The sequence below is a fragment of the Nonomuraea sp. NPDC049378 genome (assembly GCF_055586745.1).
Genome location: NZ_JBVJHP010000020.1, coordinates 87,441 through 101,539, shown reverse-complemented (window position 1 = coordinate 101,539; position 14,099 = coordinate 87,441). Strand labels below are relative to the sequence as shown.

The 14,099-nt window shown below is 67.0% G+C and carries 10 protein-coding genes; 5 read left to right on the top strand and 5 right to left on the bottom strand.

The genetic code is table 11. From position 1 onward, the window contains the following. Positions 1–10 precede the first annotated feature (10 nt). Together ACZ6SA_RS36695 and ACZ6SA_RS36690 are read left to right on the top strand one after the other, a co-directional pair. Entirely contained in the window at positions 11–838 is an 828-nt protein-coding gene (locus ACZ6SA_RS36695; protein ID WP_347648717.1) for an NmrA family NAD(P)-binding protein, read from the top strand. Positions 839–917: 79 nt separating this feature from the next. Then, the gene (locus ACZ6SA_RS36690) at positions 918–1,406 is read left to right on the top strand and encodes a nitroreductase family deazaflavin-dependent oxidoreductase (RefSeq protein ID WP_347648716.1); all 489 of its coding nucleotides are present in this window, start codon (positions 918–920) and stop codon (positions 1,404–1,406) included. Between the two features lie 192 nt (positions 1,407–1,598). On the opposite strand, the gene ACZ6SA_RS36685 is transcribed toward ACZ6SA_RS36690, so the two are convergent. From ACZ6SA_RS36685 to ACZ6SA_RS36670, 4 genes are all read right to left on the bottom strand, one after another. Further along, positions 1,599–2,852 carry a glycoside hydrolase family protein gene (locus ACZ6SA_RS36685; protein ID WP_465833404.1) on the bottom strand — a complete coding sequence of 418 codons (1,254 nt, stop codon included), beginning with the start codon at positions 2,850–2,852 and terminating at the stop codon, positions 1,599–1,601. Positions 2,853–2,894: 42 nt separating this feature from the next. Continuing rightward, positions 2,895–4,571, bottom strand: a complete 1,677-nt coding sequence (locus ACZ6SA_RS36680; RefSeq protein ID WP_347648714.1) for an extracellular solute-binding protein — start codon at positions 4,569–4,571, stop codon at positions 2,895–2,897. A gap of 65 nt (positions 4,572–4,636) precedes the next feature. Continuing rightward, positions 4,637–5,524: a carbohydrate ABC transporter permease gene (locus ACZ6SA_RS36675; protein WP_347648713.1), complete on the bottom strand. Its 888-nt coding sequence runs from the start codon at positions 5,522–5,524 to the stop codon at positions 4,637–4,639. Further along, the gene (locus ACZ6SA_RS36670) at positions 5,524–6,564 is read right to left on the bottom strand and encodes an ABC transporter permease (protein ID WP_347648712.1); all 1,041 of its coding nucleotides are present in this window, start codon (positions 6,562–6,564) and stop codon (positions 5,524–5,526) included. The genes ACZ6SA_RS36675 and ACZ6SA_RS36670 overlap by 1 nt, the downstream gene beginning before the upstream one ends. Before the next feature lie 94 nt (positions 6,565–6,658). Between ACZ6SA_RS36670 and ACZ6SA_RS36665 the strand changes: the two genes are divergently transcribed. The 3 genes from ACZ6SA_RS36665 (at position 6,659) to ACZ6SA_RS36655 (ending at position 10,210) form a co-directional block, all read left to right on the top strand. Continuing rightward, the gene (locus ACZ6SA_RS36665; RefSeq protein ID WP_465833401.1) at positions 6,659–7,684 is read left to right on the top strand and encodes a glycoside hydrolase family protein; all 1,026 of its coding nucleotides are present in this window, start codon (positions 6,659–6,661) and stop codon (positions 7,682–7,684) included. 8 nt (positions 7,685–7,692) lie between these two features. After that, positions 7,693–8,697, top strand: a complete 1,005-nt coding sequence (locus ACZ6SA_RS36660) for a LacI family DNA-binding transcriptional regulator (protein ID WP_465833399.1) — start codon at positions 7,693–7,695, stop codon at positions 8,695–8,697. A 166-nt stretch (positions 8,698–8,863) separates the two neighbouring features. After that, on the top strand, positions 8,864–10,210 hold the full coding sequence (locus ACZ6SA_RS36655; RefSeq protein ID WP_465833397.1) for an HAD-IIIA family hydrolase: 1,347 nt from the start codon (positions 8,864–8,866) through the stop codon (positions 10,208–10,210). Between the two features lie 155 nt (positions 10,211–10,365). Here the strand turns inward: ACZ6SA_RS36655 and ACZ6SA_RS36650 are convergent, their stop codons facing one another. Continuing rightward, complete coding sequence (locus ACZ6SA_RS36650) at positions 10,366–13,848, bottom strand: lectin (RefSeq protein WP_465833395.1); 3,483 nt, start codon at positions 13,846–13,848, stop codon at positions 10,366–10,368. Positions 13,849–14,099 lie beyond the last annotated feature (251 nt).

The following is a 14,099-nucleotide window of genomic DNA, read 5'->3' as shown; positions in this document are numbered from 1 at the left end:
GAACAGGAACGTGATACTTGTAACCGGGGCCACCGGCCGGATAGGCGGCCGGGTCGTTCACGAACTGACCGCGGCAGGCGCCACCGTGCGGGCGCTCACCAGACGTCCCGACGAGGTTCAGCTGCCCGGCGGTGCCGTGGCCATGCTCGGCGATCTCCGGGTGGCGGCGTCCGTCGAGCCGGCGTTCGAGGGTGTGGATGTGGCCTACCTGCTCCCCGTGCCCGGGTGGCCCGTCGCCGACCTGCTGGCGCTCGCGCGCGAGGCCGGCGTACGCCGGATCGTCCTGCTGTCCTCTGCGACGCTCCCCGGCGGGCCCAGCCTGATCGAGCGGCAGCATCGAGCCAATGAGGACGCCGTACGCGCCTCCGGCATGCTCTGCACGTTCGTCCGGCCGACCGCGTTCATGGCCAACGACCTGTCATGGGCGCCCTCGATCCGTGCCGGGGACACGGTGTACAACGCCTTCCCTGACGCCTCGCTGGCACCGGTCGACGAACACGACATCGCCGCGGTTGTCGCCGCCGCGTTGCTGGACGACGACCGCGCGGGCCACACGTACGAACTGTCCGGGCCGGAACCCCTGACCACCGTCGAACGGGTTGAGATCCTCGGCGAGGTTCTCGGGCGGCCCCTCCGCTTCGCCGAGCTGTCTCCGGAGGAACTCCGTACAGCCCTCGTCGCCCACCATCCACCCGCGGTCGCGGATGCCATGATCGGCGTTCTGGCCGCCGCCTCCGGCACGACCGCCCCGATCCTCCCGGGGGTACACCAGGCCACCGGCGGCCCGCCGAACACGTATGCCGAGTGGGCCGGCAGACACGCTGATCGCTTCCGGTGAAGCCGAAGCGAGCAGACGACGATGCCGATGGCCGCTCTGTAAGCCGCCCCCATGACACGACCGATGAAAGGTGCATGACATGGCCGCCAGCCACTCCGGCAGGGCCGCCGGGCCGACAAAACCGTACCCTGCGGGCCGGATCGTCCGGGCGGGCAACACGATCGTCGGTGTGCTCATCCGCGCGGGCCTGATCCCCCGTGGCTATCTCCTGACCACCCGGGGCCGCAAGAGCGGCCGCCTGCGCACCCAGCCGGTGGCACTCGTCGAACACGAGGGCAGGCGCTGGTTGGTCGCCCCCTATGGGGCGGTTTCCTGGGTGCTCAACGCTCGCGCCGCCGGAAAGGTGATCTTGCGCCGCCGGTTCACCACACGCGCCTACACCATCCGGGAACTCGCGCCCATGGAGGCCGGACCCGTCCTGAAGCGCTATGTGGGCTTCTCGGCCCCCGCCCGACCGTATTTCCAGGCCACCAGGGACTCTCCGGTGGAGGACTTCATCGCCGAGGCCGGCCGCCACCCGGTGTTCGAGCTCACCCCGCTCGACGGCGACCCCTGGTCGGCCATGTGACGTCTGGGGCCTGTCCGGCTCGGGCAGGCGTCGCAGGCACGTGCCCGGCGGCGGTGCGTGCCGAACAGGGTCCGGCACCAGGTCCCTCTTCTCATATGGGGAGCTGAGATCTGGCCCTGGTCGGTGCGGGAGACCGAAGACGAGATACACGACGATGGACGGTCCTGCCAGGCTCGCCGCCGTCGTGTGACATCACCGTTGCGGCTCGCGCCTGAAGGTGACGTTCGCGCTGTAGCTGAACCCACCACCTCGGACCGTGTTCGCGTAGACCGCGACGTCGCTGACCGGCAGCTGGGCGTTGGTGGCGTTCACGCCGACCGCGGGACGGGTCGACCCGTCGACCAGCGTGATGTCGTTGCCCATGATGTCGACCGTTTCGTTCGGATTCGGGCTGATCGACTTCACATAGACGCCGCCCCAGCTCGACCTGATCGTGTTCTCTCGGATGACGACCCGGGAGGTGTTCATCGGTCCGATCGCGTCCCACTTCGCGTTCTCGATCAGGTTGCGTTCGATCCATATGTCGCTGTGCACCGCGTCGGGGGCGCCGGTGTGCGAGCCGATGATCTTGCCCCAGCCCGGATAGTCCTGCGATGCACCGCAGTAGTTGTCGGTGATCCGGATGTCGGTGGTCGGAGTGTTGTCGGCGACTCCGCCCCAGGTGGTGCCGGCGGTCGCCACGTCGAGTTGGACCGCCTCACCGTGCCACAGCCCGGCCGTCGGCGCCTCGACCCAGCCTTCGAGCCGGCATTCGCTGACGGTCGCGGTACGGACGGCGTTCAACTCGATCCCGTGCCACCACTTGACGTTGCGTACGGTGACCCCGGACAGCTCGACGTGGTGCGTGTGTTCGAAGGTGATCGCGTTCATCGGCGGCGCGGCCGTCGCCCGAGCGCGATCATCACCGGCCGCGTTCCGAACGAAGTGCGCCGTCGGGTCCCAAATGCCGCCCTCCACCCGGATGTTGCCGGGCGCCTGGTAGCCGGTGCAGTCGTCGCGAACGTCGTTGATCAATAACGTCGCCTCACGCGAGTTCACCGCCGCGACACTGACGAACGAATCGGGGTAGGTCGGCTCCGGCGAGTGCTGGTTCGTGTCCTTGTAGTACGTCTGTGGCTTGACCGCCATGTCGGAGGTGAAGGTCGCACCGTGCGCCCGCAGCGTGGTGTTCCCGCCGATCACCAGGGGCCGCTTCAGCACGTGGACGCCCGTCGGGGCGACCACGACGCAACGCCCACCGGCGTCACGTTGCAGGCTCCGGTCGCCGCGGGCGGCAAGGTCGAGCAGTCGGCGCAGCTTGCGGACGCTGTCCGACTCACCCGCGACCGACGGATTCTGGCCGCGCCCGCTCGATGCGGCCTGCGCCGCCGAGGCGCCGCCGGCCGTCAACACCGCGGCGCCGCTCAGCACACCGGCTGTAAGCGCGGCCCGTCGACTCACTGTCATGTCGTTTCCCTTCTGAGGTGAAAGAGGTGGAGAGAGTGAGGGTCAACTCCCCTTCAGCCGCACTTCGAACTCGCGGCGAATCTGGTCGCCTCCCTGGCTGCGCCAGGCCTGGCGGTACTTCTCGATGTCGCTCAGCGGCCGGGAGCCGACCACGATCTGATTGACGTAGGTGGCGAAGAGTTGATCGAGCTGGGCGCCGCGCGCGTCCTGGGTGTCCGACTGAAGTCCTTCGACCGGGCTGGCGACCGACTGGCGGACCATCTGGGAGTTGGTCTCCACACACTCCTTGGCGGTCGGGAAGATCCAGCTCTGCGGTGTCAGTCCGTAGCCGATGGCTCCCTTGTCCGCATCGAGGTTGGTGCCCTCGACCGCGACCGGCTCCCCATCGGCCCCACGGGTGAAGTAGTCGCGGTCGGCTCCCCAGCCCTGGTAGTACCACTCTTCGCTGCCCACGGGTCCGCGCCGCCAGTTGAACAGCCGGAGGATCTCGGCCAGTCGATCCTTGTCCTCGGCGGCCTTGGCCGAGATCGCGTTGATGCCGAAGACTCCTGCCGACTTCCGGAAGACCGCCTTGCTCGACCCGTCATGACCAGGAGGAATGAACGCGGCGAAGGCCCCGTCCAGCTTGGCGACCACCTTGCCGTACTGGGAGTTCGGGCGGTGGAAGTTCGCTGCCGAGTCCACCGCCATGCCGACCTGGCCCTGTACGACGAAGGCCCGGTAACGGTCGGTCTGGCTTCCCAGCGCCAGCGCGTCCGGATGCATTCCGCCGTTCTTCCACAGCTTGACCAGCCAGCCGATCGCCGCCTCGAACTGCGGAGTCTCGATGGCGTGGGTGAGCGTGCCGCCCTCGTACCTCCAGTTGTTGGGTACGCCGAACATGCCGTAGGCCAGTTCAAGGGCCATCCCTGGAAATGCCGTCAGCCCCCAGGTCTTCTTGGACCCCTCCGGGTTCCCCTTCGTCATCGCGACCAGGAGCTCGGCCGTCTCGTCGGCGTCGGCCGGCGGCTTGGCGAAGCCGAGCTTCTCCGCCCAGTCCTTGCGGTACCGGAACTCGAGCAGCTCGACGGGCACGTCGATCGGCACGCCCCACAACCCGCCGTTGATGGTGCAGGCCTGCCACTGCTCGGTACGGACGTTGGCCAGGTTGGGGAATTCCAGCACCTTGTCGCCGGACAGGGTTTCGCTCAGATCGGCGAACGCGCCCTGCTTGATGGCCTTCAGGCAGCCCGCGGAGAAGGTCAGCTGCACGACCTCGGGAAGATCGCCTCCGGCCAGCATGGTGGCGAACTTCGCGTCGTAGTTGCCGGCCGACACCTCCGTCACCTTGAAGTCGATGCCGAGACGTTCGTTGAGCCCCTGCCACCACCGATTGTCGGCGAGCGGGGTCGCCGGTGGACCCCAGGTCAGGTGGAAATGCCGGACGGCGCCGCCGCGGCCCGGTATCTCGGCAACGGTCCTGGTCAGCTTCTTCGGCATCGAGGGATAGGCCGTCGGGACGCCGGGCACGTCCGGAACGACGGCCCCGGGATACACCGGCGGTGCGACGTACGTCGGCGGCGGCGCCGCGGCCTTCTTCGTGCCGGACGAATTCGCGCCACCGGATCCGCAGCCGGTCAGGGCCGCCCCGACGGCGCCGAGCCCGAGGCCGAGTACGGCCCGCCGGCTCATCGTGGGGACGCCGCCTGCGGCGCGCGGAAACGTGAACTGTGCGGACATGCTGAACTCCCAACCCCTTGGTCAAGGGCGTGAACTGGTGAAAGGTGGCAGTGGCGCCGCGCGGGTCAGCCCTTGATGGCGCCGGTCAGCACACCCTTGGTGAAGTACTTCTGCAGGAACGGGTAGACGATCAGGATCGGGACCGTGGCCATCACCACAACGGCCATCTGCACCGACTGGCTGGAGGGCAGGTTGTACATCTCGGTGTTGTTCATCGAGCTCATCGACGCGCCCTGGAGGACGTACGAGTTCAGCACCAGCTGAATCGGCCACTTCGAGGAGTCGTTGAGGTAGAGCATCGCGTTGAAGAACGAGTTCCAGTACGACACCGCGTAGAACAGGCCGATCACCGCCAGCACCGCCTTGGACAGCGGCAGCACGATCTTGATGAAGATGCTCAACTCCCCGGCGCCGTCCATCCGCGCGGCCTCGAAGAGTTCCCGCGGCAACTGCATGAAGAAGTTCCGCATCACCACCACGTTGAAGGCCGACGCCAGCACGGGGATGATCAGCGACCAGTAGGAGTCGAGCAGTCCGAACGCCTTCACCACCAGGTAATTCGGAATGATTCCTGCACTGAAGATCATCGTGAGCAGGACCAGATAGAGGGCCGGCCGGACCCCCGGGACCTGCCGGGTCCTGGTGAGCGCGTAGGCGAGGGTTGCGGTGACGGCCAATGACAGCGCGGTACCGACCAGCGTGATCAGAATCGAGACGATCAACGACCGCTGCACGATTCCACCCTTGAAGATCGTGCTGTACGCCGAGAAGCTCCACTCGCTCGGGATCAGCCCGGCTGTCGTGGTGGCCTCCGGGCTGGCGAACGAGTTCAGGATCACGTACGCCAAGGGATAGATCATGATCAGCAGGATCAGAGCGATCAGGATCCCCTTGGTCGTCGTCACGACACGGTTCGGCGGTTCGACCCAGACCGGCCGACGGGATGACGTCATCAGAACAGTCCTTCACTGCCGGCGCGGCGCGCGATCCGATTCGCGGCGACGATCAACAGGGTGCCGATGGCGCCTTTGAGTAGGCCGGCGGCCGCGCCGCTACCCCAATCGCCGCCGAGCACACCGCGGAAATAGACGAATGTGTCCAGCACCTGCGCCGCTTCGGCTCCGACGGAGGGCTGTTGCAACAGGATCTGCTCGAAACCGACGGACAGAACGTTGCCCAGTCTGAGGATGAGCAGCAGCACCATCACGGGCAGGATCCCCGGAAGGGTGATGTGCCAGGTGCGTCGCAGGGATCCCGCCCCGTCCACCGCAGCCGACTCGTACAACTGGGTGGGAATCGACGCTATGGCGGCGAAGAAGATGATCGTTCCCCACCCCACGTCCTTCCAGATCACCTGTGAGGTCAGCAGAATCTTGAACGTCTCGGCGTTCGCCATCACGTTGACGCTGCCGAACCCCAACTGCTGGAACAGGTCGGCCAAGGCGCCCGCACCGCCCAGAACCTGTTGCCAGACGGCGATCACGATCACCCAGGACAAGAAGTGCGGCAGGTAGACGACGGTCTGCACCATGCGCTTCACCCGCTCGCTGAGCAGCGAGTTGAGCAGCAGGGCCAGCAGGATCGGAGCGGGAAACGCGAACGCGATCTGCAGAAACGAAATGACCAAAGTGTTGCGGACGGTACTGGCGAATTCCGGATCGCCGAACAGCTTGGCGAAGTTGTCCAGTCCGGACCACGTCGAGCCGCTCAGCCCCAGGAACGGCGAGTAGTCCATGAAGGCGATCGAGACGCCGGCCAAGGGAACGTAGTGAAACGCCAGGAAGTAGAGCATGCCCGGCAACAGCAGGAGATAGATCACCTTGTGCTGTCGCAGTGCATGCGCAAGTCGTCGCATCCGTCCGGAGGGCGGGGATGACTGCGAGCCCGGACGGCTCAAGGTCGTCGCGTCGGGATGAGTGACGACGACCTCACGGCCCGTCGTGTCCCTCCTCTGAACGGACGTCACGGCATCATCCTCTGTCTCGACCACCACGAACTTCAACGTTACAGTTGGCACGTTAACACCGGCGGGACGAGCCGTAAATAACAGTTTCGGCAAGACGGAGGCGTACGTGACAGGTCGGGCCGTGGTCGAAGTCGTTCGACAGAGCGGAGTGCAGGACGAGCGCGCGTTGCAGCAGGCACTGGACGAAGTGGCCGAGTCCGCCGGTGGGCGGGTGATCGTCGGTCCCGGGGAGTGGCAGCTCCGCGAGGCGCCGTTGCGGGTGCACGCCGGCACTCGTCTGACGCTCACGCCCGCGACGCGCGTCGTGCGGACAGGAGCGATCCAGACCATGTTGATCAACGGTCCCTACGGCGCCGGACGAACCGTCGGCGCTCATGACGGCCCCGGAAACATCATGGTCGAGGGCGGCATCTGGGATGTGAACGGCTTCGAGAATCCCCGGCCGTCCTTCGGCATGGTGTTCAACCATGCACGGGATGTTCAGGTTCGTGATCTCGAGATCCGGAACATGCCCGAGTGGCACGCCATCGAGACGAACTCGACCTACAACGTGACGATCTCCGGATGTCGCTTCGTCACCGGCATCGCTCGCGAACCGCACGCCTACCAGACCGAGGCGGTCAGCCTCGACCTGGCCGCACCGGGGTTGACGGCGTGGGGTGCCGAGGACAACACCCACAGCAGCCACGTCCGCGTGATCGACAACTTCTGCTCCGGCTATCCGACCTTCGTCGGCTGTCACACGGGGCATCCGAGCCTCCAGCACAGTTCGGTCGTGATCGCGAACAACACCGCCACCGACCTGTCGTGCTGGGCGGTCAACCTGACGAACACCAGCGCGGCTTCGATCACTGCGAACACCTTCTCCGGTACCGCCGCAGGAATCCGGATCAGGACCGGCGGTGACCGGCAGGTGACAGACGTCGCGATCACCGGCAACGTGGTGGCCTGCACCAGCGGACCCGCGGTCCACCTGGACGCCGCCGTCGGCGGGGAGATCGCGGCGACCGTCGTCAGCGGCAATTCGCTCAGCTCTCCGACGCTGCCGATCATCGAGCGAAGTGGCACAATAGATGCCGTGCTGGGGCCCAACGCGGGATACTTGTACGCCAAGGATGGCGAGCCGATGGCGAGCCGGGGCGTCTGATGCCGAGGATGTCCAGCGGTCCGACCCTCAAAGGGCTGGCGGCGATCATCGGCATCAGTCCGACCGCGGTCAGCATGGCCCTGAACGGTCGCCCTGGGGTGAGTGACGAGCTTCGGGAGCGCGTGCGAGCGGTTGCCGAAGAGCAGGGCTACCGTCCGAACTTCGCCGCACGCGCGCTCCGGGTCGAGCGCTCCAACATGCTCGGACTGATCAGCCGTAACCTGAGCAACCCCGGCTACCTGCGCCTGATCGACGGCTTCAGCGGTGCTGCCGAGGAGCGCGGCTACCAGGTCCTGGTCGGCACCTCGGATCTTGACCGGTCGCGCGAGACCAGCATGATCAAGGCCATGGCGAACCGGCAGCTCGACGGGCTGGCGATCGCGCCGATCGACGGCGAGGCCGTGCTGGCGACCTGGCGGGGCGAATCCGATCGTCCCGTGGTGCTGGTCAACTCGGCGCGCAGCGCGAGGTCATCGGCTGTGATGAGCATCCGCGGTAACGCGGCTCAAGCGGTCCGGTCGGCCGTTGACCATCTTCTCGAGCTCGGGCATCGCCGGATCGGCCTGCTCACCAATCCGGGGCTGTCGTCGGCATCGGAACGGGTGTCCTTGTTCCGCCGGCTGATGAAGGCCGCGGGGCTTCCGTCTCGGGTCATCTCCGGCAGCACTGCCGACGAAACGGTCGAGCGAGTGGTTCGCGCACTCTCCAGAGAGGATCGTCCGACCGCCATCATGACCGACAGCGACCTGCTGGCGCACCATGTCTACGATGCCGCGATCGAAGCCGGGCTCCGGATTCCCCGCGACCTCAGCGTCGTCGGTCATGACGATCTTCCGACATCGCACCTGCTCGGCCCGGCACTGACGACGATCGCGGTCGATCGCTTCGAGATCGGACGGCAGGCGGCGACGATGCTGATCGGCGCCCTGAACGGGGAAGAGATCGAGAGGCCTCATCGGGAGCTTCCCGTCGAGCTCAAGGTACGAAAGTCAACGGCCCAGCCGGCCGGGTGATCTCACCGGCTCGATCCGGTGCCAGGAGAGAGCCGGCCATCAGCACGTCCGGCTTGCTCTCACCGGACAGACCATTCCCCACTGCACCAGCCAGTGCCGACCGACGTCACGCCACGGACGCCGGCTGTTCGAGTCACGCGCCGGCACGACAGGAGAAGCATCCTCGATGCGCATCGCCCATATCACCGACATACACCTCCGAAGCCATATCCCTGGACACTCCACACTGCCGGTCCGGCGTAGTCGTACGGCTCCCGAGTTGCTGGCAGCCGCGCTCGACGACGCCCGCCGTCGTGGCGCCCATCTGATCGTGATCACCGGTGACGTGGTGGACGTTCCGGGATACCTGTTCGAACGCGAGCGTGATGCCGCCCGGGACCGGCTGGTCTGGCAACGGGTACGAGCGGACTATCGCCTCGTGCGACGGATGCTGGACGATTGCGGCATCGAGTGGATCGCCGTTCCCGGCAATCACGACAGCTATCGCATCCACGCCGAGGAACTGGGATCCGGACCATTCGTCCGTGACGTCGGAGGGCTACGCTTCGTCAGCTTCTGGGATCGCGAGTCGACCGGCAACGTGCCTCGTCGCACGCTGACCGAACGGGAGCGGTTCGACTCGTCCTTGCTCGACCCGGACACACGTCCGCAGGTCCATCTGCAGCATTTCGTCATCACGCCACGGTTGGACGAGGGCTATCCGCACACCTACGCGGAAGGTGAGGAGCTCCAGCAGCGGACCAGCGACTCCGGCCGGGTCGTGCTGTCCCTGTCCGGGCACTACCATCCGGGGGCCGAGCCGACCACGATCGGGTCGGCCACCTTCAGTGTCACGCCGGCACTTGTCGAGCACCCCCACCCGTACCGGATCTTCGACATCGCGCTCGACGGCGATCGAGCCGGCACCGTCCGGCATGCACAGGTCGATCTCGCAGGTGACGCACCCGCCCGGAAGGCGGTGTTCCTCGATCGAGACGGCTGCATCAACACGCTTGCGACCTACAGGCACGGCCCAGAGGCGATGCACCTGCTTCCGGCTGCCGCACCCGCGCTCCGGCTCCTGCGTGACCACGGTTACGCCCTGATCGTCGTGACGAATCAGTCCTGCGTCGGCCTCGGTTACGCGGAGCCGGCAACCCTGGACGAAGTGCATGATCGAATGTCTGAGCTGCTGGCCGACGAAGGCGTCACCCTCGATGCGATCTACAGCAGTCCGGTAGCCGGGGAACGTGCCGTTTCCGATCGGTACAACGTGGGTGACGCACCGAAGCCCAGCCCGGCCATGATCAGACGTGCGGCTGCCGAGCTGAACCTCGACCTGCCCAAGAGCTATCTGATCGGCGACCGGTCATCGGACATCGCGGCCGCACAGGCCGCCGGCGTCCGGCCGATTCTGGTTCGCACCGGCGACGGGCGGGCCGCAGAGCAAGCCTGGGGCGGCACTCCTGCCTGCTCCGTCGTCGATGATCTTGTAGCCGCGGCAGTCGAGGTGGTCGGCGGCCGACGATCTTGACGTGGGAGCACGCAGAAGAACGGCATGTTCACGTTCGGAGACACGCCGCCGGCGCCGGGCACGGCCGTCAGCCCTCTGAGGCCGCTTGATCGCGCAGGACGCTGGAGCCGGCCGGCGAAGGCGGGCCGGCTCCAGGGGGCGGGCGTCACATGGGATCAGACGCGGGTCCACTTCTGGTTGTTCGCGCCGTTACATGACCAGATGTGCACTGTGGTGCCGTTGGCGGTGCCGGCGCCGCTGACGTCCAGGCACTTGTTCGCCCCGACCGCGGTGATGCTGCCGTCGGCGTCGATGCGCCACTTCTGGTTGTCCTGGCCGTTGCAGTCCCAGATGATCACCGCGGTGCCGTCCGCCGTCCCGGCCCCGTTCACGTCCAGGCACTTGCCGCCATAAACCCGCAGCTCACCCGCGCTGGTCGAAGTCCACTGCTGGTTGGCCTGCCCGTTGCAGTCCCATATCTGCGCCTGCGCGCCGTTGGCCTGGGAAGCGCCGTTGACGTCCAGGCACCGGCCCGACCCCGCGCCCCGCAGCGCGCTCGTGCTGCCGGGGGACGAGCCGTCACCGTGCCCGACGCCCCTGCCGTTGAAGGTGATGGAGTCCACGTCGAACGAGTTCGCCGACGGCGCCTTGAACACGACGTGGACGTCGCGGGTCCCACCGGGGTCGGTGACCTGCACCGCGGGCAGCGACACGTAGGTGTTCCATCCCCCGGTCGCCGGTACGGGGCTGGAGGCGAGGAGGGGCCCGGTCGGCGAGTCGGCGTGCAGCTCGATGGACGCCCCGGTGTTGGACGGTGCCGAGACGCGGAAGGACACCGTGTCGATCCCGGACAGGTTGACCGGGCTGAAGGAGATCCAGTCATTGTTGGAGATGTCGCCGATGCGCCTACCGCCTTCGGCTCCGGACTCGTCGATGACGCGGATTCCGGACGAGCCGGTGAAGTGCTCGGCCTGCTTGTGTTTCGGCTGCAGGGTGAGGCCGGTGGAGCCCTTCAGGCCGCCGCTGTCGGTGTAGTCGGCGGACAGGACGTAGTAGACGTTGGAGGCCTCGTCATGGCCGGAGGCGGTGGTCGTGACCGTCCCGGAGCAACCGGTGTACTGGCCGGTGTCGTGGGCGTGCTGGTCATGGCCCAGTGCTGTGGTCACGTTGACCTTGCTGCAGTCGGCGGCGCCGTCCTCGGGGTCGGTGGCGTTCACCGCGTAGTCCACCTCGTCGCCGAAGTCGATGAAGCCGCCGTCGGGTGGTGCCGAGAAGGTCACCTCGGGGCGGGTGTTGCCGACGACGATCGGCAACGTGACGCTGCCGGTCTTCCCGCCGGAGTCCCGTACGGTCAGCCTGGCCGTGTAGGTCCCGTTGGCGGTGTAGGTGTGGGAGGGGTTGGCGCCGGCAGAGGTCCCGCCGTCGCCGAACTCCCACGCGTAGGTGATCGCGTCGCCGTCGGGGTCGGACGAACCGGCCGAGGAGAACGCCACCGTCAGCGGCGCCGTGCCCGAGTCGGGGTTGGCGCTCGCCTTGGCCAGGGGCGCGCGGTTCCCGGCCACGTAGTCGATCCGGTAGACGCTGTCGTCGGTGTTCGCGTGGCCGAAGCCGTTGCCCCAGTCGGCCATGTACAGGGCGCCGTCCGGACCGAACTTCATGTCGATCGGCGCATGCGGGGCCAGCTGTGCCGCCAGGGGGTTGATCTTCAGAAGGTTGCCCGAGGAGTCCAGCGGGAGTTCCTTGACGAAGTTGCGGCTCCATTCGTAGAGGAACGGCGTGCCGTCGAAATACTCGGGGAACTTGCGGTCGGAGTCGCTGGCGTCGTCGTAGCGGTAGAAGGGGCCGCCCATCGGGGCGGCGCCGCCGCAGCAGTCGATCTCGGGGAACTCGGCCGAGGCGTGGTAGTCGTACCACACGGTCGCGGGCTTGGCCGCGGGCAGATCGGTCAGGCCGGTGTTGTTGGGCGAGTCGTTGACCGGCGCCGAGCAGTTGAACTTCGCGCCGGAGGTGTTGGTGGCGAAGTTGTAGTCGTTGAACGGGATGTTGTCACCGACGCAGTACGGCCAGCCGTAGAAGCCAGGCTCCTTGATCAGGTTCCACTCGACGGTGCCCTCCGGACCGCGGTTGGGGTTCGCCGCGCCGGCGTCTGGGCCATAGTCACCCAGCGAGATCCACCCCGTCACCTGGTCGACCGAGAAGCGGAACGGGTTGCGGAAGCCCATCGCGTAGATCTCCGGCCGCGTCCTGGCGGTGCCGGGCGCGAACAGGTTGCCGGACGGAATCGTGTACGTGCCATCGGATTCGGGGTGGATACGCAGGATCTTGCCGCGCAGGTCATCGGTGTTGGCCGAGGACCGCTGGGCGTCGTAATGTTCCCGGCCCTGCCGCTCGTCGATCGGGCTGTAGCCGCTGGACCCGTTCGGATTGGTGTCGTCACCCGGGCCGATGTACAGGTTCCCGCCCGGACCGAACGCGAGGTAGCCGCCGGTGTGGCCGGGCTCGTCGACGTGGCGGTACGCCGGAACCTCGATCAACTTCTTCTCACTCGACAGGTCGAGGCTGGTGCCGTCGAAGGTGAACCTCGACACCCGGTTGACCTCGCCGCCGCCGGACGGCGAGTAGTTGACGTAGATCCAGCCGTTGGTCGTGAAGTCCGGATCCAGCGCCAGCCCGATGCCGCCGTCCTCGCCGCCGTCGTACACCGAGAGGGTGGCGATGACGCGCGTGCCCCCGCCGTCGGTGGGGATCAGGTTGACCTTGCCCGAGCGCGAGATGTAGAAGACCCTGCCGTCGGCGGCCACGTCGAGTTCCATCGGCTGGTCCGGCGCGCCGTCGAGGGTCACCTTCTGGTACCGGTCCGCGACGGTGCCGCCGCAGTCGCCCGGCGCCGCGCCCGCCGCCCACTTCACCCCGCCCAGCAGGTGCTGCTGGAAGAGCGACTCAGCATAGGAGGACGTCTGGTGGCCCATCGCGGTGGCCCACACCCGGCCGCCCTCCGGGTTGTGGCACCAGGAGATCGGGTGGTCGGCGCCCATCGCGTTCGGCCCCGCGTCATAGGTGGTCTCGTCCGCGGTCACCAGGACGTGCACCGAGCCCCGCATGTTCTTGTCGAAGTTGTACCACTCCTCCGGGCGCACCCACCGGTCCGGCAGCCCCTCCGTGGAGGGGTGGGCCTTGTCGGCCACCTTGGCGGTGCCCTGCAGGATCGCCGAATGAGCGGTCATGTGGGCGCCGGCCAGGACGACCTGGTCCCACCAGGGAAACTGCGACTCGATGTTCATGTCGGTGGCGTTGTGGATCGCGACGACGCCGTGGCCACTGCGCACGTAGGCCTGGAAGGCCTGACGCTGGGCGTCGTTGTCCCACACCATGCCGCTGGTCTGGAACATGATCACCGCGTCGTAGGTGTTCAGCGTCGTGGTCGTGAAGACGGCGGAGTCCTCGCTGTGATCGAGCTCGAAGTCGTGGTCGATCGCCAGCTGCTCGAACATCGCGACGCCCGCGGGGATGGAGTCATGCCGGTAGGCGCCGCTCGCCGTCTCGGTGAACAGCAGCACCCTGAACTGAGGTTCGGCCGCGTGCGCCACGTGCGGGGACAACGACATCACGAGCCCCGATAAGGCTGCGACCAGGGCGGTGAACAGGCGTGATCTTCGCATGAAGGATCTCCTGAGGGGGTGTCGGCAGCGGTCCGAGCCGGAGGGCTACGAGGGAGGACATGCGTCGTCTCGGCTCGCAAACGTACCCTTAAGCATGCTTATTTAGGGCTTTGATTCTCATCTTTTCGCATCTACTCCGCAGGCGCTTGGGCGGCGATCGGGAAACCGACAGGTGGAAGGCAGTGACGGCGATCCCGAAGCCGTCTCGATGCCCCCGTCTCGGCGGGATAAGTATGAAACTTTCAGCTCGC